18 protein-coding genes are annotated in these 21,025 nt (G+C 72.3%); 10 read left to right on the top strand and 8 right to left on the bottom strand.

Annotation, left to right across the window (positions count from 1 at the left end; genetic code table 11):
- Positions 1-72 precede the first annotated feature (72 nt).
- Complete coding sequence (locus AQJ67_RS12820; protein ID WP_062718689.1) at positions 73-639, bottom strand: DoxX family membrane protein; 567 nt, start codon at positions 637-639, stop codon at positions 73-75.
- Between the two features lie 147 nt (positions 640-786).
- Here AQJ67_RS12820 and AQJ67_RS12825 point away from each other — a divergent pair, with 147 nt between their 5' ends.
- Together AQJ67_RS12825 and AQJ67_RS12830 are read left to right on the top strand one after the other, a co-directional pair.
- On the top strand, positions 787-1,113 hold the full coding sequence (locus AQJ67_RS12825; protein ID WP_062718691.1) for a hypothetical protein: 327 nt from the start codon (positions 787-789) through the stop codon (positions 1,111-1,113).
- 77 nt (positions 1,114-1,190) lie between these two features.
- Positions 1,191-2,177, top strand: coding sequence for an aldo/keto reductase (locus tag AQJ67_RS12830; protein ID WP_062718693.1), 987 nt, complete (start codon positions 1,191-1,193; stop codon positions 2,175-2,177).
- 248 nt (positions 2,178-2,425) lie between these two features.
- On the opposite strand, the gene AQJ67_RS12835 is transcribed toward AQJ67_RS12830, so the two are convergent.
- On the bottom strand, positions 2,426-3,202 hold the full coding sequence (locus AQJ67_RS12835; protein WP_062719332.1) for an SDR family oxidoreductase: 777 nt from the start codon (positions 3,200-3,202) through the stop codon (positions 2,426-2,428).
- 134 nt (positions 3,203-3,336) lie between these two features.
- Here AQJ67_RS12835 and AQJ67_RS12840 point away from each other — a divergent pair, with 134 nt between their 5' ends.
- Positions 3,337-4,980, top strand: a complete 1,644-nt coding sequence (locus AQJ67_RS12840; protein WP_062718695.1) for an alkaline phosphatase D family protein — start codon at positions 3,337-3,339, stop codon at positions 4,978-4,980.
- Here the strand turns inward: AQJ67_RS12840 and AQJ67_RS12845 are convergent.
- Positions 4,967-5,998, bottom strand: coding sequence for a Gfo/Idh/MocA family protein (locus AQJ67_RS12845; protein WP_062718697.1), 1,032 nt, complete (start codon positions 5,996-5,998; stop codon positions 4,967-4,969). The two genes, AQJ67_RS12840 and AQJ67_RS12845, sit on opposite strands and share 14 nt — an antisense overlap.
- A 103-nt stretch (positions 5,999-6,101) precedes the next feature.
- On the opposite strand from AQJ67_RS12845, the gene AQJ67_RS12850 reads away from it, so the two are divergent.
- From AQJ67_RS12850 to AQJ67_RS12870, 5 genes are all read left to right on the top strand, one after another.
- A complete protein-coding gene (locus tag AQJ67_RS12850) occupies positions 6,102-7,400 on the top strand; it encodes a multidrug effflux MFS transporter (RefSeq protein WP_062718699.1) in 1,299 nt (432 codons plus the stop codon).
- Positions 7,397-8,530, top strand: coding sequence for a serine hydrolase domain-containing protein (locus tag AQJ67_RS12855; protein WP_079055935.1), 1,134 nt, complete (start codon positions 7,397-7,399; stop codon positions 8,528-8,530). The genes AQJ67_RS12850 and AQJ67_RS12855 overlap by 4 nt, the downstream gene beginning before the upstream one ends.
- A 118-nt stretch (positions 8,531-8,648) precedes the next feature.
- Positions 8,649-9,566, top strand: coding sequence for a hypothetical protein (locus tag AQJ67_RS12860; protein ID WP_062718704.1), 918 nt, complete (start codon positions 8,649-8,651; stop codon positions 9,564-9,566).
- Positions 9,563-13,768, top strand: a complete 4,206-nt coding sequence (locus AQJ67_RS12865) for a caspase family protein (protein WP_062718706.1) — start codon at positions 9,563-9,565, stop codon at positions 13,766-13,768. Before AQJ67_RS12860 ends, AQJ67_RS12865 begins: the two co-directional genes overlap by 4 nt.
- The gene (locus AQJ67_RS12870; RefSeq protein ID WP_062718708.1) at positions 13,765-14,799 is read left to right on the top strand and encodes a small ribosomal subunit Rsm22 family protein; all 1,035 of its coding nucleotides are present in this window, start codon (positions 13,765-13,767) and stop codon (positions 14,797-14,799) included. The genes AQJ67_RS12865 and AQJ67_RS12870 overlap by 4 nt, the downstream gene beginning before the upstream one ends.
- A 34-nt stretch (positions 14,800-14,833) precedes the next feature.
- Here AQJ67_RS12870 and AQJ67_RS12875 read toward each other — a convergent pair whose 3' ends face one another.
- Positions 14,834-15,028: a DUF6243 family protein gene (locus tag AQJ67_RS12875; RefSeq protein ID WP_062718710.1), complete on the bottom strand. Its 195-nt coding sequence runs from the start codon at positions 15,026-15,028 to the stop codon at positions 14,834-14,836.
- Positions 15,029-15,137: 109 nt separating this feature from the next.
- Between AQJ67_RS12875 and AQJ67_RS12880 the strand changes: the two genes are divergently transcribed.
- Both AQJ67_RS12880 and AQJ67_RS12885 read left to right on the top strand, forming a co-directional pair.
- Positions 15,138-15,776, top strand: a complete 639-nt coding sequence (locus AQJ67_RS12880; protein WP_062718712.1) for a TetR/AcrR family transcriptional regulator — start codon at positions 15,138-15,140, stop codon at positions 15,774-15,776.
- Between the two features lie 156 nt (positions 15,777-15,932).
- On the top strand, positions 15,933-16,667 hold the full coding sequence (locus AQJ67_RS12885; RefSeq protein ID WP_062718714.1) for a bifunctional DNA primase/polymerase: 735 nt from the start codon (positions 15,933-15,935) through the stop codon (positions 16,665-16,667).
- Positions 16,668-16,704: 37 nt separating this feature from the next.
- Here AQJ67_RS12885 and AQJ67_RS12890 read toward each other — a convergent pair whose 3' ends face one another.
- The 4 genes from AQJ67_RS12890 to efeO are packed head-to-tail and all read right to left on the bottom strand — an operon-like array spanning position 16,705 to position 20,956.
- Positions 16,705-17,697: an SCO2278 family lipoprotein gene (locus tag AQJ67_RS12890; RefSeq protein ID WP_062718716.1), complete on the bottom strand. Its 993-nt coding sequence runs from the start codon at positions 17,695-17,697 to the stop codon at positions 16,705-16,707.
- Positions 17,657-18,529 carry an iron uptake transporter permease EfeU gene (gene efeU, locus AQJ67_RS12895; protein ID WP_062718718.1) on the bottom strand — a complete coding sequence of 291 codons (873 nt, stop codon included), beginning with the start codon at positions 18,527-18,529 and terminating at the stop codon, positions 17,657-17,659. Before efeU ends, AQJ67_RS12890 begins: the two co-directional genes overlap by 41 nt.
- 3 nt (positions 18,530-18,532) lie before the next feature.
- Positions 18,533-19,801 carry an iron uptake transporter deferrochelatase/peroxidase subunit gene (gene efeB, locus AQJ67_RS12900; RefSeq protein WP_062718720.1) on the bottom strand — a complete coding sequence of 423 codons (1,269 nt, stop codon included), beginning with the start codon at positions 19,799-19,801 and terminating at the stop codon, positions 18,533-18,535.
- 9 nt (positions 19,802-19,810) lie between these two features.
- Positions 19,811-20,956: an iron uptake system protein EfeO gene (gene efeO / locus AQJ67_RS12905; RefSeq protein WP_062718722.1), complete on the bottom strand. Its 1,146-nt coding sequence runs from the start codon at positions 20,954-20,956 to the stop codon at positions 19,811-19,813.
- Positions 20,957-21,025 lie beyond the last annotated feature (69 nt).

A 21,025-nucleotide genomic window follows, 5' to 3' on the forward strand; every position in this document is an offset into this window, starting at 1 on the left:
CCCGCGCCCCTTAGGGGGTTGCTGGACCGTGCCCCGGTTCGCTCAGGCTGCTCAGGTGGGCCGAAGGGGCGCCTACTCCCCGAACAGCGCCTCCTGTTCGTCGAACAGGCCCGCCTGCTCCTCCTTCTCCGCCCGGTCCAGCCTCCTGTTCCGCGCCCCCACCACCAGCGCCGTCACCGCCGCCGTCGCCCCCAGTGCCGTCGGCACCATCCAGCCCCGGTCGAAGACATGGCCGAGGGCGTGGTCGAGGGAGAGGCGGCCGGGGCCGGCGATGGCGAGGCCGGTCGCGGCGAGGGCGAGGGTGGCGGCGTACTCGTAGCCGCCCTCCTGGTTGAAGAAGCCGTTCGGGGCGTGCACGGTGGCCGCGCCCGCCATGCCGCCGGCGGCCGCCGCGCCCGCCGCCGGTGTCGCCAGGCCCAGCGCCAGCAGGGTGCCGCCGCCTGCCTCCGCGAGGCCCGCCGCCGTCGCGCTGGCCTTGCCCGGCTTGTAGCCGACGGACTCCATGAACTGGCCGGTCCCCTCGATACCGTGTCCGCCGAACCAGCCGAACAACTTCTGCGTGCCGTGCGCGGCCAGCACGCCGCCGGCTCCCAGCCGGAGCAGCAGCAGGCCCAGATCACGTCGGTCGTAAGCACTCACGGTGACTCCCGGAACAGACAGCACGGGCGGATGGCACGGGCAGGACGACCTCCCGCGTATCCACCGTCGCACCGCCCACACCCACCCGGCCCGCTCTCGCCGCCGTTCGGGTGGCGGGCCGACGGAGGCGATGTGAGGCTGACCGGTATGACGATTCAGACGTCCAAACTCAGCGATCCCGCCGTCCGTGCCTTCGTCACCGCCGTCAACGCTCATGACCGCGAGGGTTTCCTGAGCATCCTCGCGCCCGGCGCGACCATGGCGGACGACGGCACCGACCGCGACCTCGCCGACTGGATCGAGCGGGAGATCTTCTCCTCCAACGGCCACATGGAAGTCGACAACGAGTCCAACCGCGGCCGCGACCTCCTCACCCACTACCGCAACGACACCTGGGGCGAGATGCGCACCCGCTGGCACTTCGAGGTCGGGGACGACGGCACGATCTCCCGCTTCGAGACGGGGCAGGCCTAGGGCCCGTCTCAAAAAAGCCTCACAAGCGCTTGCCCTCGTGTGCACTCCAACTCCTAACGTCCTTCCTCATGGAGACCATGGAGACCAAGAGGACGTTGGGGCGCACGGGCATCGAGGTCAGTGCCCTCGGCTTCGGATGCTGGGCCATCGGCGGGGAGTGGCAGTCCGCCGACGGGCAGCCGCTCGGCTGGGGCAAGGTGGACGACGAGGAGTCGGTGCGGGCGGTCCGGCGCGCTCTCGATCTGGGCGTCACCTTCTTCGACACCGCGGACACCTACGGCGCAGGCCACAGCGAACGCGTCCTCGGCCGGGCCCTCGGCAAGCGCCGTGCCGAGGTCGTCGTCGCCACCAAGTGGGGCAATGTCTTCGACGAGGAGACCCGCACCCTCACCGGCGCCGACGACACCGTGGCGTACGCCCGCCGCGCGCTGACCGCCTCGTTGCAGCGCCTGGACACCGACTACGTCGACCTCTACCAGCTGCACCTCTCCGACGCCGACCCGGAGCGCGCCGCCGAGCTGCGTGACCTGTGCGAGGAGTTCGTGCGGGAGGGGCTGATCCGCGCCTACGCGTGGAGCACCGACGACCCGGCCCGCGCCGCCGTGTTCGCGCGCGGGGAGCACTGCGCGGCCGTACAGCACATGGCGAACGTGCTCCAGGACGCGCCGGAGATGTTCGCGCTGTGCGAGGAACTGGAGTTGGCCAGCATCAACCGCAGCCCGCTGGCGATGGGCCTGCTGACCGGCAAGCGGCGCACCGGGCAGGCCCTGGAGGCCGGGGACATCCGCAGCCGGCCGCCGGAGTGGCTGCAGGGCTTCGAGGACGGATCCGGCGCCGACCCCGACTGGCTGGCCCGTGTCGATGCGCTGAAGGACATCCTCACCAGCGGCGGCCGTACGCTCGGCCAGGGCGCCCTGGCCTGGCTTTGGGCCCGCAGCCCGCGCACGGTGCCGATCCCGGGGTTCCGTTCCGTCGAGCAGGCCGAGCAGAACGCCGGCGCGCTGGCGAAGGGGCCGCTGACGGCCGGGCAGGTGGCGGAGGTCGACTCGATCCTCGGTCGCTGAGCGCCGCCGCAGGACGTACGCATACGGCAGCCGTTCCACGAACCGGTGCGTACCTCGCGGTCCCACGCGAGGTCCACCCCCACCCGGTTCATGGAACGGCTGCCGTTCCCCCCTCGGTTCGGCCTACCGAAGCCCCCTACTCCACATGTGAAGCTCTGGTGTAGGTGAAGTTGAGCATAAGTCGCCTACCGGCATCTACGCAGCGGAATTTCTGATTCCGTTTGTGCAAGTTGTGGAGACCGGGGGGTTCAGCCGCGTCCCACGTACGGCATCGCCGTCGCCAGCACCGTCGCGAACTGCACGTTCGCCTCCAGCGGCAGCTCCGCCATGTGCCGCACGGTCCGTGCCACGTCGGCCACGTCCATCACGGGCTCGGGCACCACCGAACCGTCCGCCTGGAGGGCGCCCGTCTGCATCCGCGCGGTCATGTCGGTCGCCGCGTTGCCGATGTCGATCTGGCCGACGGCGATGTTGTGGCGGCGGCCGTCCAGGGACAGTGACTTGGTCAGGCCGGTCAGTGCGTGCTTGGTCGCCGTGTAGGCGACGGAGTGCGGGCGGGGTGTGTGCGCGGAGATCGAGCCGTTGTTGATGATCCGGCCGCCCCGCGGGTCCTGCTCCTTCATCTGCCGGTACGCCGCCTGCGCGCACAGGAACGCCCCGTTGAGGTTGGTGTCCACCACATGCCGCCAGGCCTCGTACGCCAGCTCCTCCACCGGCACCCCGCCCGGCCCGAACGTCCCCGCGTTGTTGAACAGCAGGTCGACCCGACCGAACCGCTCCACGGTGGCGGCGAACAGCGCGGCCACGTCCTCCTGCCGTGAGACGTCCGTCCGTACGGCGAGCGCGGTCCCGTCCGGCACCAGTGCCGCCGTCTCCTCCAGCGTCTCGACGCGCCGCCCGGCCAGCGCCACCGACCAGCCCGCCCGCAGCAGCTCCGCCGCGACCGCGCGTCCGATGCCGGAGCCCGCGCCGGTCACCACGGCGATCCTCGCGTCCGTCCCCGTCTCCGTCTGCCTGTCATTCATGGTCCGGCAGCGTACGGGAGGGTCCGCCATTCGGAACTCATCCATCCGCCATCCGGGTGTTGTGTACGCGCCAAGCGAGTGTCGTCCCCGGCCACTCCAATGCCTCGTGCATCCATCAGTCAGGGGAGGACCGGATGACACTCGCAGCACACCCTCGACCCCAGCACGCACCCGAACTGCGTGCGGCCGCCCGCCACATCGGCCGGCGCCGCTTCCTGACCGTGACCGGCGCGGCCGCCGCGCTCGCCTTCGCCGTGAACCTGCCGGCGGCCGGCGCGGCGAGCGCCGCCGAGCTCGACGCCCGCAGGATCGACACCGACCCCTTCACCCTCGGCATCGCCTCCGGCGACCCGCTGCCCGACTCGGTCCTGCTGTGGACCCGGCTCGCGCCCGCCCCCTACCAGCCCGACGGCGGACTGCCCGCCCAGCGGGTCACGGTGCACTGGGAGTTGGCGCACGACGAGAACTTCACCAGGATCGCCAGACGCGGTGCCGCCATCGCCTACCCGGAGTTCCACCACACGGTCCACGTCGAGGTCGGCGCGCTCGACCCGGACCGCGTCTACCACTACCGCTTCCGCGCGGGCACCTGGATCAGCGAGACGGGCCGCACCCGCACCGCGCCCTCGCCGGCCGGCGCGGCGAGCTCACTGACCCTCGCGGCCGTCTCCTGCCAGGCGTACACCGACGGCTACTACACGGCGTACCGCCATCTCGCGCAGGACGACGTGGACGTCGTCCTCCACCTCGGCGACTACCTGTACGAGTACGCCGTCAACTCCGTCGGCGGCTACCGCAACTACACCGACCGCACGCTCCCCGCCCTCTACAACCGGGAGACGGTGACCCTGGAGGACTACCGGCTGCGCTACGCCCTCTTCAAGTCCGACCCCGACCTCAGGGCCGCGCACGCCGCGCACCCCTTCGTCGTCACCTGGGACGACCACGAGACCGAGAACAACTACGCCGGCGACACCCCGGAGAACAGCGTCCCGCCGGAGGAGTTCCTGCTGCGCCGGGCCTCCGCCTACCGGGCCTACTGGGAGAACCAGCCGCTGCGCCGCCCGCAGCAGCCCGTCGGCCCCGACATGCAGCTCTACCGCCGTCTGACGTGGGGCCGGCTCGCCCAGTTCGACGTGCTGGACACCCGGCAGTACCGCTCCAACCAGGCGTACGGCGACGGCTCCCAGATCCCCGGACCGGACGTCGACGACCCGGCGCGCACGATGACCGGCGCGACCCAGGAGCGGTGGCTGCTCGACGGCTGGCGCGACTCGGCGGCGCTGTGGAACGTCGTCCCGCAGCAGGTCACCTTCTCCCAGCGGAAGTTCGACCTGGCCACGCCGTCCCGGCTGTCCATGGACGCCTGGGACGGCTACCGCGCCTCCCGGCGCCGCGTGCTGGACGGCGCCCGGGCCGCCGGCATCGAGAACCTGATGGTCCTCACCGGCGACGTCCACGTCGGGTACGGCTTCGACATCAAGGACGACTTCGACGACCCCGACTCCGCCACGCTCGGCACGGAGATCGTGGCCACCTCGATCGCCAGCGGCCGCGACGGCACCGACAAGCCCGCCAACTGGGACACGTACATGCGGGCCAACCCGCACATGCGGTTCTACAACGGCCGGCGCGGCTATGTGACCGTCGCGCTCGGACAGCAGTCGGCGCGGACCGACTTCAAGACGGTGCCGTACGTGACCACGCCCGGGGCGCCGGTCACGACGGCCGCGTCCTTCGTCACGGAGGTGGGGGAGCCGGGGCTCACGCCGGCGTGAGCACGGGCGCGAGGTCCTCGCCGGAACCCTCCCCGGGGGCCTCGCCCGGGTAGCGGACGCCGACCCGGTCCCGGATCGCGTCGAGCGTCCGCATCACGGCGAGCGTGCCCTCCAGCGGGACCAGCGGCGACTCCGTCTCGCCGGACCGCACGGCCCGCATCACCTCGGCGGCCTCGTGCCGCAGGCTGTTGCGAGGCCCGTCCGCCGGGTCGGCCGTGAACTCCTCGGGGTCACGGCCGTCGCGGTGCAGCACGAAACGGTCCGGGAAGAAGAAGCCGTTCGGCACGTCGATACGGCCGCCCGAGCCGGTCACCGAAGCGGAGGTCGCCGTACCGCCGACGATGGAGCAGTGCAGCGAGGCCAGCGCCCCGCTGTCCCAGGAGAGCAGGGCGCCCGTCTGGAGGTCGACGCCCTCGGGCGACAGCATCGCGCGCGCCGTCACGTCCGACGGCTCGCCGAGCAGCAGCTGGGCGAAGGAGACCGGGTACACGCCGAGGTCCAGCAGCGCGCCGCCGCCCTGCGCCGGGTCGCGCAGCCGGTGCGCGGGCGGGAAGGGGCCGGCCAGCCCGAAGTCGGCCTGGACGTGCCGCACCTCGCCGATCGCGCCGTCGTCCACCAGCGCCTTCAGGCGCCGGACCAGCGGATTGCAGTACATCCACATGGCTTCCATCAGGAAGCTGCCGTGCGCCCGCGCCAGGGCGACCAGTTCCGCGGCCTCCCGCGCGTTCAGCGTGAACGCCTTCTCGCACAGCACGTTCCGCCCGGCCTCCAGGCACATCCCGGCGGCGGCGCGGTGTGCCGCGTGCGGGGTGGCGACGTACACGACATCGATGTCGCCGTCCTCGGCGAGCGTGCGCCAGTCCCCGTACGCCCGGGGAATCCCGAACCGCTCGGCGAAGGCGTCGGCCGACGCCTGGGACCGCGAGGCCACCGCCACCACCTCGGCGTCCGGCAGATCGACCAGATCAGCGGTGAACGCGGCCGCGATCCCGCCGGTCGCCAGGATTCCCCACCGCACGCTTCGTTCCGCCACTGCGGCCCCGCCCCTCGCTCATGTGACCCTCGGCACTCTGTACGAGCTGAGAGCATAGAGGGCGGATCAGTCGAAGTGGGAGGGGCGCATGGGCGAGCGTGGACGGCCGATACAGGACGTGCCGCAGACGGCGGCACCGACGGCGAAACAAGCATCCACCCGTTCCCTGCGCCGCACCGGCCTCCTCGTCACCCTCGTCCTCGGCGGCCTGACCGCCACACCCCCGCTGGCGATGGACATGTACCTCCCCGCCCTCCCGGAGGTCACCCGCTCCCTGCACGCGCCCGCCGCGACCGTCCAGCTCACCCTCACCGCCTGCCTGGCCGGCATGGCGCTCGGGCAGCTGGTGGTCGGCCCGATGAGCGACCGCTGGGGCCGCAGACGCCCGCTGCTGACAGGCCTCGCCGTCTACGTCGTCGCCACCGCGCTCTGCGCCCTCGCGCCCACCGTCGAGTTCCTGGTCGCCTTCCGGCTGGCCCAGGGCCTCGCGGGTGCGGCGGCGATCGTCATCGCGCGGGCGGTCGTACGCGACCTCTACGACGGCGTCGCCATGGCCCGCTTCTTCTCCACCCTCATGCTGATCTCCGGGGTCGCCCCGATCGTGGCGCCACTCATCGGCGGACAGGTGCTCCGAGTCACGGACTGGCGGGGCGTGTTCGTCGTGCTCACGGTGGTCGGCGTGCTCCTCGCCGCCCTCGTCTGGCGGCAGCTGCCCGAGACCCTGGCGCCCGAGGACCGGCACGGCGGCGGCGTCGGCGAGGCGCTGCGCGCCATGCGCGGGCTGCTCGCCGACCGCGCCTTCACCGGCTACACCCTGGCGGGTGGGTTCGCCTTCGCCGCCCTCTTCGCGTACATAGCGGCGTCCCCGTTCGTGATCCAGGAGATCTACGGCGCCTCGCCGCAGACCTTCAGCCTGCTGTTCGGGCTCAACTCGGTCGGCCTCGTGGCCGTCGGCCAGATCAACGGCAAGGTGCTGGTGGGGCGGGTCAGCCTGGACCGGGTGCTGGGCGTGGGCCTGACGGTCGTCATCCTGGCCGCGACCGCGCTGCTGCTGATGTCCCTCGACGTGTTCGGCGAGGCCGGACTGGTCCCGGTGGCCGCCGCCCTCTTCGTCCTGATGTCCGCGATGGGCGTCACGCTCCCCAACACCCAGGCCCTCGCCCTGCTCCGCACCAAGGACGCCGCCGGGTCCGCCTCCGCGCTCCTCGGCACGTCCTCCTTCCTCATCGGCGCCGTCGCGTCGCCCCTCGTGGGCATCGCCGGCGAGGACACCGCCGTCCCGATGGCCGTCGTCCAACTGGCCGCAGCACTGGTGGCGCTGGCCTGCTTCATGGGAATGTGCCGTCCCTGGAACAAACGTACGGATGCTGAGGGAGCAGAGAACTGAGCGCGCCGAGACTGCGCGGGGACACGCCGGAAAGGGCCGGACTCGACCCCGAGGAGATCCGTCACCTCGTCCAGGAGGTCCACGACCTCACCACCGGCCCACGCCCCTGGGCGGCCGGGACCGTGCTGGTCGCCGGGCGGGGACCGTACCTCGCCGTCGAGGAGGCGGCGGGCTGGGCGGTGCGCTACGCCTCCTACGACGAGGAGAAGGACACCGGGGTGGAACTGCCGCCCCGGGCACGCGTCCCGATGACCACGGACACCCCCTTCGACCTGGCCTCCCTCACCAAGCTCTTCACCTCGGTCGCCGCCGTGCAGCAGATCGAACGCGGCACCCTGGGCATCGACGCACGGATCGGGGCCTACCTGCCGGACTTCCCCGCAGCCGCCCGGCACGACCTCACGGTGCGCCAACTGCTCACCCACACCTCGGGACTGCGCCCCGAACTCCCGCTGTACGACCGCGCCGACGACGCCGAGCGCCTGGAGGCGCTCCGGGCGGAGCCACCCGTCGGCGTGCCCGGCACCTACTGCTACTCCGACCTGAACCTCCTGCTGCTCCAGCACGTCCTGGAACGCCTCACGAGCCGCACCCTCGACGTCCTCGTCCACGACGGCATCACCCGCCCCCTCGGCATGACCGCGACCCGCTTCGGCCCCTGCCCCGAGGCCGCGGCGACCGAGGACCAGCGACGGCCCTGGGCCAAGGCGGACCGGGGCATGCTGCGGGGCGTCGTCCACGACGAGAACGCCTGGGCGCTGGGCGGGGTCGCCGGTCACGCGGGCCTCTTCTCCACCGGCCGCGACCTCGCCGTCTTCTGCCGGACACTGCTCTCCGGCGGCTCCTACGGCCCCGCCCGCATCCTGGGCCCCGACTTCGTGGAGCTGCTGCTGACCCCGCCGGGGCTGGGTTTCGGCGTCGACCAGCCCTGGTTCATGGGGGAGCTGGCGGGGCGGGGAGCGGCGGGGCACACGGGATTCACGGGGACCTCGCTGGTACTGGACCCGGTGACGGACACGTTCCTCGTCCTGCTGGCCAACACGGTGCATCCGCGCCGCAGGACACCGCCGGACAGTCGGCCGCGGGCGGCGGCGGGGACGCGGGTGGCGCGGGCGGTCCGGGGAGCGTGAGCGGCTCGGTGCGCGCTCCCGGATGTTCCGGCGCGAGCGGCACGGCCTGTCCTAAAGTTCGCTTCAGCGGCTCTGCCCGGCGTATCGGGCCGCGGGGCACGGTAGTTGGGGGTGGGGTATGGCTCGGGTGGTGGTCGTCCACGGGGTCGGTCAGGAGTTCCTCGGTCCGGAACTGATGGCACAACAGGTCGGTCCCGCACTGCGCGACGGCGTACGGCTCGCGTCCGGACCGCGACTCGACCCCTCGGACGTCTCCTGCGCCTTCTACGGCGACATCTACTTCGAACCCGGCATGCGCGGCACCGACCTGCCGCCCTGGGACGAGCACGACGTCGAGGAAGGGCTGGAGGCGGAGCTGCTGGCCGCCTGGTGGGAGGCCGCGGCCCGCACCGACCCGGCGGTGCCGCCCCCGGACGACACCGACACCCGCGGCCTGGTCGGGTTCGCGGGGTCCCGGGCCCTGCTCTCCGACCGCGTACGGGAGGCGCTCGTCGCGCTGGCCGCGTCACCGTTCTTCGCCAAGGTCTCCGACCGGCTGCTGATCTTCGCGTTGAAGCAGGTCCGGCGCTATCTGAGCGAGCCGGACATCAGACGGTCGGCGCGGGAGCGCATCGCCGCCGAGATCACCGACGACACCCGTGTCCTGGTGGCGCACTCCCTCGGTTCTGTCATCGCCTACGAGGCCCTGTGCGCACACCCGGACTGGCCGGTCACCGACCTCGTCACCGTCGGCTCCCCGCTCGGCCTGCCGATCGTCTTCGACCGCCTCGACCCCGCCCCCGCCGACGGGACTGGCGCCTGGCCGGGCGCGGTGGACCGTTGGACGAACATCGCCGACCCCGGCGACATCGTCGCCCTGGTCCACACCCTGGCACCGCGCTTCGGTGACCGGGTGAGCGACCGTCGGATCCACAACGGAACGGCCATGCACGACCTCCTGCGCTATCTCACCGCCAGGACCACCGGTGCCGCCGTCGCCGCCGGGCTCGACGGCCCCGCCACCAAGGACGCCGGGAGCGGAGACCGGGCTTCGTGAGCGGCCGGCACGATGACGGGACGACGACGGCCCCCGGACGGCGCTTCCTCATCGCCGTGGGCGTCTCCACGTACCGCGACGCGGGCATCGGAGACCTGCCCGGGGTCCCCCGCGACGTGGAGCGGGTCTGCGCACTGCTGGCGCCGATGGGCTACACCCGGATCCTGCCGGAGCTGTCCGTGGACCCGGGCGGTGCCGAACTGGCCCAGGGGATCGAACGCTGGGCGGCCGGCGCCGACCTGGGCGCGCGGGACGTCGTGGTGGTGTACTTCGCCGGCCACGGCGAACGCCCGGACGACCGCCACTACCTGCTGTGCTCCACCACCGAGAAGGGCCTGTGGAGCACCGCACTGCCCAGCGAGGACCTCGCCCGCTCCCTGGTCCGCAGCCCGGTCGGCCACCTCCTGGTCATCCTCGACACCTGCTACGCCGCCGCCGGCACCGGTGACATCGCCGTACTCGCCAACGAACTCGCCCTCACCCAGCGCGGCGGTGCCGGGCGCTGGCTCCTCGCGGCGGCCCGCGGCAAGGAGAAGGCCAAGGAGAACGCGTTCGTGGACGCCCTCGCCGACGTGCTCGGCCAGCCACGGGCCGGCGCCTACCAGGAGTTCCTGGGGGTGCGCGAGGTCACCGAGCGGGTCAACGCCCACTTCCGCGGCCACCACCCCCACCAGCACGCCCGCCACTCCACGGTCGACAGCGACGGACAGGACCCGTTCTTCCGCAACCCCGCCCACGTCCCCGACCTCCCCGCCGACGACCTCGACGTCGCGACCCTGACCCGGCTGCGCAGACAGCACGCCGGCCACTTCGACCCGCGCAGCCGCGGGGTCGAGCACGCGGGCGAGAAGGGCGACTACTTCACCGGCCGCACCGCCGCATTCACCGAACTGTCCGGCTGGCTGCGCGCCGACCGCCACGACCGCAAGGCCCGCGTCGTCACCGGCGACCCCGGCTCCGGAAAGTCCGCCCTGCTCGGCCGCTTCCTCGCCCTGACCGACCCGGACCACCCCTCCCGCGGCCCCGGCGCCGGGACCGCCGCCGACGCACTGCCACCGGCGGGGCTTACGGTCGTGCCGCTGCACGCCCGCCGGGCCAGTGCCGAGGAGATCGCCGCCGACCTCGCCGGCGCCCTGCACCTGCCGGGCGCCGACCGCGACGAGCTCCTCCAGGCGCTCGGGCAGCGCACCGAACCCGTCACCGTCCTGGTCGACGCCCTCGACGAGGCGGGAACCGTCGGCGACGCCACCGAAGGCTTCCGGATCGCACGCGAACTGCTGCAACCGCTCACCGCCCTGCCCGCCGTACGCCTGATCGTCGGCACCCGCCGCCCCCTGATCACCGCGCTCGGCCGGGCCGTCGAGATCATCGACCTCGACCAGCCCCGCTACATCCGCCCCGGCGACGTCGCGGCCTACGCGCGCGACCTCCTGCTCGACGCGCACGACCCCGACAGCCTGTCCCCCTACCGGGGCAACCCTGCGCTCGCGGAAGTCGTCGCCACCGGGATAGCCGGCCGGGCGGGGACCTCGTTCCTCGTCGCGCGGATGACCGCTCGCGCACTGGTCCACGGGCAGATCACCATCGACCCCGACCGCCCCGGCTGGCAGCAGACCCTGCCCAGCGACGCCGGACAGGCCTTCGCCGCCTACCTCGCCCGCTTCGGCGCCCACCGCCCCAAGGTCGAACGCCTCATGCGCCCCCTGGCCTACGCCCAGGGCGCCGGCCTGCCCTGGTCCACGCTCTGGGCGCCGCTCGTCGAGGCCCTGTCCGGCGTGCCGTGCTCCCAGGACGACCTCCAGTGGCTCCACGAACACGCCGGCGCCTACATCGTCGAGGCCGCCACGCCCGCCGGCTCCGCCTACCGGCTCTTCCACGAGACCATGGCCGAGCACCTGCGCGCCCCCGGCCACGACGTCGACCGGCACCGGGCCGTGACGAACGCGCTGCTCGCTCTGGTACCCCGCGACCCGAGCACCGGCAGCCGGGACTGGCCGGCCGCCCACCCGTACATCCGCGACCACCTCGCCACCCACGCGGCCGCGGCGCTCGCCCTCGACGCCCTCCTGCAGGACACCGACTACCTCGTCCACGCGACGCCCCTGCCGCTGTCCCGGGCCATGCGCTCCGCCCAGAGCCCCGAAGCCCGGACGGTGTGCGCCATCTACCGCACCTCGGCGGACACCCACGCCGCTGCCTCACCTACCGCCAGACGCGACATCCTCGCCGTCGACGCGGCCCGCTACAACCAGCCCCACCTCGTCGCCGAACTCACGCGCCGACGGTCCTGGCAGCCGCGCTGGGCGACCGGGGCGCTGGTGCATCCCTCGCTGCGCACCACCTTGACCGGGCACAGCAGCGGCGTGCGGGCGGTGGCCGTCGCGACCGTCGAGGGCCGACCGCATGCCGTGACCGGCGGTCAGGACGGGGCCGTGCGGGTGTGGGATCTGATCGACGGCACGACGCTCGCAGCGCTGGACGATCCCGCCGACGAGGTGGAAGCCGTGGCCGTGGCGGTGATCGACGGCCGTCCCCATGCGGTGACCGGCGGGGACGACGGTCCCGTGCGGGTACGGGACCTGACCGACGGGGGTCACCGCGCCACCCTGGAAGGGCACACGGACGTCGTACGGGCCGTCGCCGTCGCGATGGTCGAGGGCCGTCCGCATGCGGTGACGGGTGGTGACGACGGCACGGTGCGGGTGTGGGACCTGCTCGACGGGTCCGAGCGCGGCGCTCTCGAAGTTCACAGCGGCAGCATCAAGGCGGTCGCGGTGGCCGACCTCGACGGCCGCCCCCACGCCGTGGCCGCCGGTCAGGGCGGTTCCGTACAGGTGTGGGATCTGATCGACGGTTCCGAGCGCGCCACCCTGGAAGGCCATGGCAGCGGAGTGTCCGCCGTGGCCCTGGCCGTGATCGAGGGCCGCCCGCATGCCGTGACCGGTGATGACGACGGCACGGTGCGGGTGTGGGACCTGCTCGACGGGGCCGAGCGCGCCACTCTGGACGGGCACTCCGACGGGGTGAACACCGTGGCCGTGGCGATGATCCAGGGTCGTCCCCACGCCGTCACGGGCGGCGACGACACCACCGTGCGGGTGTGGGACCTGACCGCCGGTACACCCAGCGCCACCCTCAGGGGCCACACCCTCCCGGTGAACGCGGTGACCGTGGCGATGATCGACGGCCGACCGCACGCCGTGACCGGCAGCCAGGACGAGACCGTCCGGGTGTGGGACCTGACCGAAGGCGCCCACGGGGCCACTTTGGAGGGGCACGGGGACTGGGTGCGTGCGGTCGCGGTGGCGACGGTCGAGGGACGCCCGTGTGTCATCACCGGCAGCGACGACCAGACGGTGCGGATGTGGGACCTTGCCGACGGCAACCATCGTGCGACCCTGGCCGACCACAAATTCTGGGTACGTGCGGTTGCGGTGGCGACTGTCGACGGCCGCCCCTGCGCCGTCACCAGCAGCTACGTGACCGGGCGTCCGAAGGTGTGGGATCTGACCGACGGCACCCTCCGTGCCACCTTGAAAGGCCGTCGTATCGACGGGGTCCGCGCGATGACGGCGGCCACCGTCGATGACCGTCCGCACGCGGTCATCTCCTGCTACACGCCGGCGGAACCGCAGGTGTGGGATCTGACGGACGGCACGTTCCGCACCAACCTGGTGGGCCACGACGGCGGCGTGCGTGCGGTGACCGCGGTGACGGTCGACGGCACACCCTGCGCCGTCACGGGCGGCGTCGACCACACGGTGCGCGTGTGGGACCTGACCGACGGCACCCTCAGAAGCACGCTAGAGGGCCACGAGACCCCGGTGGGCGCCGTGGCGAAGGTGACCATCGACGGCCGCCCCCACGCCGTGACCGGCGGCGACGACCACACCGTCCGGGTCTGGGACCTGACCGACGGCACGCACCGGGCCACGCTGACGGGCCACACCGACGCCGTGAACGTCGTCGCCCCCCTGACCATCGACGGCCGCCCCCACGCGGTGACCGGCAGCGACGACAAGACCGTACGGATCTGGGACCTGGCCGTGAACAGGCTCGTCGAGACGATCGCGATGCCGCTCGTGGTGGACGGTCTGGCCACCTTCGGCTCCGACGTGGTGCTCGGCCTCAGGCACGAGGTCCTCGTCCTCACCCTGACCGGCGAGGCGGGCGCGTCCCGGACTCGTAGAATCGCCGGGTGAACGCCCCCGCACTCCCGGCCGCCGAAACCCTGCGCAGCGCCCTCGCCACCCTCCTGGACGGTCTCCCGCCCCGCCAGGCCGCGCAGGCCGTCGACCGGCTGATCGCCAGCTACCGCGGGGCGACCCCCACCGACGCCCCGATTCTCCGCGACCGGGCCGACGTGGCCGCGTATGCCGCGTACCGCATGCCCGCCACGTTCGAGGCGGTCCACGCGGCGTTGGAGGCGTTCGCCGAGGCCGTGCCGGAGTGGGCGCCCGGCAGCCATGCCGACGTCGGCGGTGGGACCGGCGCCGCGACCTGGGCGGTCAGCGCGACCTGGCCCGGCGAGCGCGGCGTCACCGTGCTGGACTGGGCGGAGCCCGCCCTCGCGGCCGGCCGGGAGATCGCCGCCGCGAACCCGGCGCTGAGGGAGGTCCGCTGGCAGCGGGCCCGTATCGGCCCGTCCCTCGCCCTGGACCCCACCGACCTCGTCACGGTCTCCTACGTCCTGAACGAACTCACCGCGGCCGACCGCACCGCCCTCCTCGACACCGTCGCGTCCGCCGCCCAGGCCGTCGTCATCGTCGAACCCGGCACCCCCGACGGCTATGCCCGGGTCATCGAGGCCCGCGACCGTCTCGTCGCCGCCGGCTTCCGCATCGCCGCCCCCTGCCCGCACAGCGCCGCCTGCCCCATCGTCCCCGGCACGGACTGGTGCCACTTCGCGGCCAGGGTCAGCCGTTCCTCGCTCCACCGTCAGATCAAGGGCGGCTCCCTGCCCTACGAGGACGAGAAGTTCAGCTACGTCGCCGCCACCCGCCTCCCGGTCACCCCGGCCCCCGCCCGCGTCGTCCGTAAACCCCAGATCCGCAAGGGCCAGGTCCTCCTCGACCTGTGCGAGACCGAACCCGCCCTGCGCCGCACCACGGTCACCAAACGGCACGGCGCCCTCTACCGGGCGGCCCGCGACACGGACTGGGGAGACGCCTGGCCCCCGGCCGAGGACCGGGAGCCAGAGGTACCAGAGGTACCAGAGGTACCAGAGGTATAGGAGACGGGGCGCCGGCCACCTGGCGGCGGACGGGTCACGCGGACTCTTCTGCCGTGCCGTCGCCTCCCTGCTGTTTCTCCTGCAACTTGCGCAGCAGCTCCTTCTTCTGGGCCTGGGGGTCGGCCTCGCCGCCGATCCGGCCGCCGCGGCCGCCGCCGCGCAGCGCCTTGCGGCCGAGGTTGCGGCGGGTGCCGCCGACTCCGAGCATGTTTCCGCCGCTTCGGGCCATGGTGGGCTCCTCTCGATGTCCCGCGTGGACGAGACGTATCGTCTTGATATGTCGACCCGTTCAGGGTCCGGCGAGACGCTCCGTCTTGTCAACCTGATAAATTCGAGCCATGGCAGCTCAAAAGTCCGCTCAGCAGCCCGCACCCAACACCACCCGCCGGAGCGAGAGGTCCCGTCGGGCCATCTACGACGCCGCCCTCGCCCTCGTCGGGGAGGTCGGCTACCCCAGGACCACGATCGAGGGCATCGCCGCCCGCGCCGGCGTCGGCAAGCAGACGATCTACCGCTGGTGGTCGTCGAAGGCGGACGTCCTGCTGGAGGCCTTCCTCGACCTCAGTGAGCAGGCGTCCCGGGAAGCCGGTCCGGAGTACGAGTTCGCCATCCCGGACACCGGCGACCTCGCCGCCGACCTCAAGGCCGTGCTGCGCCTCACCGTCGACCAGCTCAAGGACCCCCGCTTCGAGGTCCCGGCCCGCGCGCTGGCCGCCGAGGGCGTGGTCAACGAGGAGCTCGGCCGGGTCTGCATGACCAAGCTGCTCGAACCCTCGCTCCTGCTGTACGTCGACCGGGTGCGCGCCGCCCAGGAGGCCGGCCAGGTCCGCCAGGAGGTCGACCCGCGCATCGCCCTCGAACTCTGGGTCTCGCCCCTCGCCCAGCGCTGGCTGCAGTACACCGGCCCGATCACGTACGAGTACACCGACACCCTCGTCGACTACGCCCTGTACGGCATCGCCCCGCATGCGCGGTAAAGGCGTAAATCCCGCCAAAGGAGCCCATTACCGCTGATCCAGGTGCTGTGTACACCTCGCCCCACCTGGCCCGGTTGTCCGCTAAGGCCCCCCGAAGCGCACGATGGTGGGACCATAGGGCATGCTGTTCCGCACGACAGCGAGGCGAGGGGATAGATGAGCGCGGAGTTGGGCGGCCCGACCGGCCTGCAGGGCAAACTCTCCCAGTGGCTGCGCGGACGCCGCCCCAAGGACGCCACCGGCGACGGTGGCCGGGAGGACCTGCTGCTCGCCGCCGCGGCGGTGGGACTGCCCCTCGCGCCCGCCGCGCACCCGGCCGGCTACCGATGTTCCTGTGACCGCGTCGGCTGTCCCACCCCGGCCCGGCACCCGGTGTCCTTCGCCTGGCAGACGCAGTCCACCACCGACCGCGCCCAGATCGAGCGCTGGGCCCGCCACCAGCCGCAGGCCAACTTCATCACCGCCACCGGCATGGTGCACGACGTCCTGGACGTCCCGGTCGAGGCCGGGCGCGAGGCGCTGGAGCGGCTGCTCGGCGCGGGCATCGAGGTCGGCCCGGTCGCCGAGAGCGGCGACGGCCGCCTGCTGTTCTTCACCCTCACCCGCGGCACCCCCGAGGACGAGGACGAGTGGTGGCCCTGCGAGCTGGACTGCCACCCCGAGACCATGGACGAGCACCCGGGACTGCGCTGGCACTGCCGCGGGTCCTACGTCCTCGTACCGCCCGCACAGCTGCCCGGCGAGGGCCAGACCGTGCACTGGGTACGCGGCCTCGAACACCCGCTGCCCGACCCGCTCAGCCTCCTCGAAACCCTCACCGACGCCTGCGCCCGCCATGTCGGCGAGGAGCCCGACCACGTCTCCGCGGCCTGGCCCCTGCGCCGCCACTGAGCTTCCGGTGAACGGCGAGCCGCCGTACGAACGGTGACTACTCGCCCTTCGCCGACGTCATGCCCTGGGTCCGGCCGATGATCTGCACCTTGCCGGAGCCCTTCGGGTCCAGCGCCGCCCCGTTGGAGACGATCTCCACCGTCAGCGACTGCTTGATCTCGCCCGTCGTCAGCGCCAGCACGGCCTTCTCCGGGGTCGGGACGGCGGCACCGGAGTGGGCCGTCTCCTTCTCGTAGTGGCGGGTGGTGAAGAACACCAGCGCCCCGCCGTCCTTCGTGCGCAGCGCCAGCGGCGCGTAGTCACCGTCCGTCAGCGGCTCGTCGATGTACTGCCGGACCAGGCCCGGACGTTCGGCCTCCTTGGCCCGCTTGGCACGCCATCCGCTGGTGTGGCGGCTGTCCGCGAAGGTGTTCCCGCCGTCCTTCAGGTAGGCCGCGTAGTCCTTGCTCAAGTCCGCCGGCGGCACGGCCAGTTCGGTCGAGTTCGCCGGGACGGCCTCGGCCCAGCCGTCCTTGTCCGTCTTGAACTGCGGTACGTCGCCGGGGGCCATCAGCGTCAGATACGACGCCTCCCACGGCTCGGCCAGGCTGTCGCGGCTGAACACGAAGACCCAGCGGGCGGTGGCGCCCTTGTTGGCGGCCGCGTCGGCCACGAACCAGCGCGGCCAGCCCGCCTTCTTCGGGATCGTGAACTTGGTGTCCGACAGCTCCAGCGGGGTGTGCGCCGCGTTGCCGTCGGGACTGAGTGCCTTGCCGGCCTTCAGCCGCGCCTCGTCGATGGCACCGAGGGCGCCGCTGACATGGTCGGCGTCCAGCGAACTGTCGTAGGCCTTGTCGGCCTCGTTGTAGGCGGTGGTGAACTGCTGGAGTGCCTTGGCGGCCTCCGCCTTGGTGGCCGACGGGAGGACTTCCCGCTCCCCGTGGACCACCACGCATCCGCTTGCCGTCAACGACAAAGCGGTCAGCGATGCCGCAATCAGTGCGCTCCGGTCAAGCCTGCGGAGCTTTCGAGGGCCGCGATCCCTGCTCATCAGGTTCCTTCACCTTCCCCTTCCCGGAGGCGAACCCTACCGGGGCGAGGAAGAGCGCGAGTGTCGGGACCAGGTACAGCAGCCACACCGTGACCTGGAGGACGGTCGGATCGGGCTGGAAGTTGAAGACGCCCTTCAGCAGAGTGCCGTACCAACTCGACGGATCGACGGTGTCACTGATGTCGAAGGCCTTGTCGCTCAGCCCCGGCAGCCAGCGCGCCTCCTGGAGGTCGTGGAAGCCGTACGCCAGCACACCCGCCGCCACGACGACCAGCATGCCGCCGGTCCAGGTGAAGAACTTGGCGAGGTTGATGCGCAGGGCGCCGCGGTAGAACAGCCAGCCCAGGACGATCGCCGTGGCGATGCCGAGGGCGGCGCCGACCAGCGGGCGCGGGCTGCCGTCGCCCGCCGCGCGCACCGACGCCCACACGAACAGGGCCGTCTCCAGGCCCTCCCGGCCCACGGCGAGGAAGGCGGTGGCGACCAGCGCGCCCGTGCCCATCCGGAGCGCTGCGTCCAGCTTGCCGTGCAGCTCGGCCTTCAGATGCCGGGCGGTGCGCCGCATCCAGAACACCATCCACGTCACCAGGCCGACCGCGAGCAGCGACAGGGAGCCGCCGAGCGCCTCCTGCGCCTCGAACGTCAGCTCCTGCGAGCCGAATTCGAGCGCGCAGCCGAAGCCGAGGGCCAGGGCGACCGCGACGCCGATGCCGGTCCAGATGGGCCGCAGCGCGTCCCGGCGGTCCGTCTTGACCAGGTAGGCGATGAGGATGCAGACGACGAGCGACGCCTCCAGGCCCTCGCGCAGTCCGATCAGGTAGTTGGAGAACACGGCCTACGCCTCCTTGCCGAACAGCGTCCGGCCCCACCAGTCGTCCTTGTCACGGACGCCGGGCGGGACCGCGAAGAGCGCCGAACCCACGTGCTGGATGTACTCGTTGAGCGCGTCCGTGGCCAGGTTGCGCTGGATGCGGATGAACCCGGTGCGCGGGTCACGCTGGTAGGCGAGGAAGAACAGGCCCGCGTCCAGACGGCCGAGGCCGTCGGTGCCGTCGGTGAAGGAGTAGCCGCGGCGCAGGATCGTCGCCCCGTCGTTGGAGGCGGGGTGCGCGAGCCGGACGTGCGCGTCGGGCAGCATCGCCTTCAGGAACGGCTCGTCCCGCTCCTTGGCCTTGCCGACCGGGGCGCCCTCGCCCTTGTCCCGGCCGAAGATGTCCTCCTGCTCCTGCAGCGAGGTGCGGTCCCAGGTCTCGATGTGCATACGGATGCGGCGGGCGACCAGGTAGGAACCGCCGGCCAGCCACCGCGGGCCGTCCTCCTCGCCCACCCAGACGAACTTCTCCAGCCGGTCCGTCTCCGTCCCCGCGATGTTGCGGGTGCCGTCCTTGAACCCCATGAGGTTGCGCGGGGTCTGCTCCTCGGGGGTGGTCGACGAGGTCTTCCCGAAGCCGAGCTGGGACCAGCGGATGACGACCTTGCCCATGCCGATGCGGGCCAGGTTGCGGATGGCGTGCACGGCGACCTGCGGGTCGTCCGCGCAGGCCTGGACGCACAGGTCGCCGCCGCTGCGGTTCCTGTCGAGGTTGTCGCCGGCGAACTTCGGTAGCTCTTCCAGGGCCTCGGGGCGGGCGTCCGCGATGCCGAACGCCTCGCCGTACTTCTCGAAGAGCGACGGCCCGAAGCCGATCGTCAGCGTCAGCCGCGACGGCTTCAGCCCCAGCGCCTCGCCGGTGTCGTCCGGCGGCGCCTCGGCCAGACCGCCGTACGCGCCCTCGCCGACCGCCTGCCCGGCGGTCATCCGGCGCGCGGCCGCCGTCCAGTCCTTCAGCATCTGCACGAACTCGGCGCGGTCGTCGGTCTTCACGTCGAACGCGGCGAAGTGCAGCCGGTCCTGCACGGGGGTGGCGATGCCGGCCTGCCGGGCGCCGTGGAAGCCGATCGCGGCGCCCGTGTCGGCGCCCACCGGATCCACGTCGTCGCCCGTGCGGGCCATCGCCACGGCACCGCCGGCCGCGGCGGCACCGAGCGCGAGCCCGGCACCGCCCCAGCCGATCAGCGCACGCCGGGACGGGGAGGGGGAACTCCCGGTCGAGGTCTCAGTCATGGGGTGCCCCTACTTCACGACGACGGCGGCGGCGAGCTTGGACAGCGGCTCCGCGAGCGCGTTGACGCCGTCCGACAGCTCCTTGCGATCGGCGTCGCCGACCTTGTCGTACGAGGTGAAGTCGTACGACGCCTTGTCCGCCCGGTACTTGTCGAGCAGCGTGTTCAGCGCGCCGAACTGCTTGTCGAGCTCGGTGACCAGCGCCTGGTCGTTCTCCTTGGCGACCGGCTTCAGCAGCTCGTAGGCCTTCTCGGCGCCCTCGACGTTGGCCTTGAAGTCGACCAGGTCGGTGTGCGAGTAGCGCTCCTCCTCGCCGGTGACCTTGCCGGTGGCGACCTCGTCGAGGAGTTCCTTGGCGCCGTTGGCCATGGAGGTCGGGGTGATGTCGGCCTTGCCGACCCGCTTCTGCCAGTCCTTCAGGTCGGTGACGAGCTGGTCGGCGAGGGCCTTCTCCTCGGCGCCGATCTTCTTGTCCTGCCAGAGGGACTTCTCCAGCCGGTGCCAGCCGGTCCACTTCTGGCCGGCCTCCAGGCCGTCCTCGCGGAAGTCGACCTTCGGGTCGATGTCGCCGAAGGACTCGGCGACCGGCTCGGTGCGCTCCCAGCCCATCCGGGAGGGGGCGTAGGCCTTCTTCGCGGCCTCGACGTCGCCGTCCTTGACGGCCTTGGCGAACGCCTCCGCCTTGGGCAGCGTCTCGTCGGCCTGCGCCTGCGCGTACTCGCGGTAGGCGGCGACGGCCTTGTCGAGGCGCGGGTCACGCTTGGCGGCGGCGCCCTTGCCGGTGGCCTTGACGGTCTGCCGGATGCCGTCGCCCTTCATGCCGGGCTTGCAGGCGATGGTGTAGTCGCCGGCCTTCACCTCGGCGGTGACGGTCTGCTTGGTGCCGGGGCCTATGTTCTCCCGCTCGGTGACGATGCGGTCGTCCGGGAACAGGATGTAGACCTCGGTGACCTTGGACCCCTTGTTCTCGATGGCGAGCTCGACGTGCCCCGCCGGGAACTCCTTCTTCGACACCTCGCACTTGTCGTCCGTCGCCGTCACGGTGACGACCCGGTCGCCGCCGGCCGAGCTGCCCTTCTCGGTGCACCCCGTGACGGCGGTCAGGGCCGCAACGGTGGCGGCAGCGGCGACGGCGGAGAGTCTGGCGGGTCGCATGAAGGCTCCAGGGTATGGCCGAAAAGTGTGCGTGACGCGCCTCACATGGCAGGAAGGTGAGGCTCACCT

The sequence above is a fragment of the Streptomyces caeruleatus genome (genome assembly GCF_001514235.1).
Classification (GTDB): Bacteria; Actinomycetota; Actinomycetes; order Streptomycetales; family Streptomycetaceae; genus Streptomyces; species Streptomyces caeruleatus.

Bases quoted from the DNA above. Each gene is read 5' to 3' on its own strand.
- AQJ67_RS12825 (WP_062718691.1), top strand. From the start codon at position 787: ATGACGATTCAGACGTCCAAACTCAGCGATCCCGCCGTCCGTGCCTTC.
- AQJ67_RS12830 (WP_062718693.1), top strand. From the start codon at position 1,191: ATGGAGACCAAGAGGACGTTGGGGCGCACGGGCATCGAGGTCAGTGCC.
- AQJ67_RS12835 (WP_062719332.1), bottom strand. From the start codon at position 3,202: ATGAATGACAGGCAGACGGAGACGGGGACGGACGCGAGGATCGCCGTG.
- AQJ67_RS12840 (WP_062718695.1), top strand. From the start codon at position 3,337: ATGACACTCGCAGCACACCCTCGACCCCAGCACGCACCCGAACTGCGT.
- AQJ67_RS12850 (WP_062718699.1), top strand. From the start codon at position 6,102: ATGGGCGAGCGTGGACGGCCGATACAGGACGTGCCGCAGACGGCGGCA.
- AQJ67_RS12860 (WP_062718704.1), top strand. From the start codon at position 8,649: ATGGCTCGGGTGGTGGTCGTCCACGGGGTCGGTCAGGAGTTCCTCGGT.
- AQJ67_RS12875 (WP_062718710.1), bottom strand. From the start codon at position 15,028: ATGGCCCGAAGCGGCGGAAACATGCTCGGAGTCGGCGGCACCCGCCGC.
- AQJ67_RS12880 (WP_062718712.1), top strand. From the start codon at position 15,138: ATGGCAGCTCAAAAGTCCGCTCAGCAGCCCGCACCCAACACCACCCGC.
- AQJ67_RS12885 (WP_062718714.1), top strand. From the start codon at position 15,933: ATGAGCGCGGAGTTGGGCGGCCCGACCGGCCTGCAGGGCAAACTCTCC.
- AQJ67_RS12890 (WP_062718716.1), bottom strand. From the start codon at position 17,697: ATGAGCAGGGATCGCGGCCCTCGAAAGCTCCGCAGGCTTGACCGGAGC.
- efeB (WP_062718720.1), bottom strand. From the start codon at position 19,801: ATGACTGAGACCTCGACCGGGAGTTCCCCCTCCCCGTCCCGGCGTGCG.
- efeO (WP_062718722.1), bottom strand. From the start codon at position 20,956: ATGCGACCCGCCAGACTCTCCGCCGTCGCCGCTGCCGCCACCGTTGCG.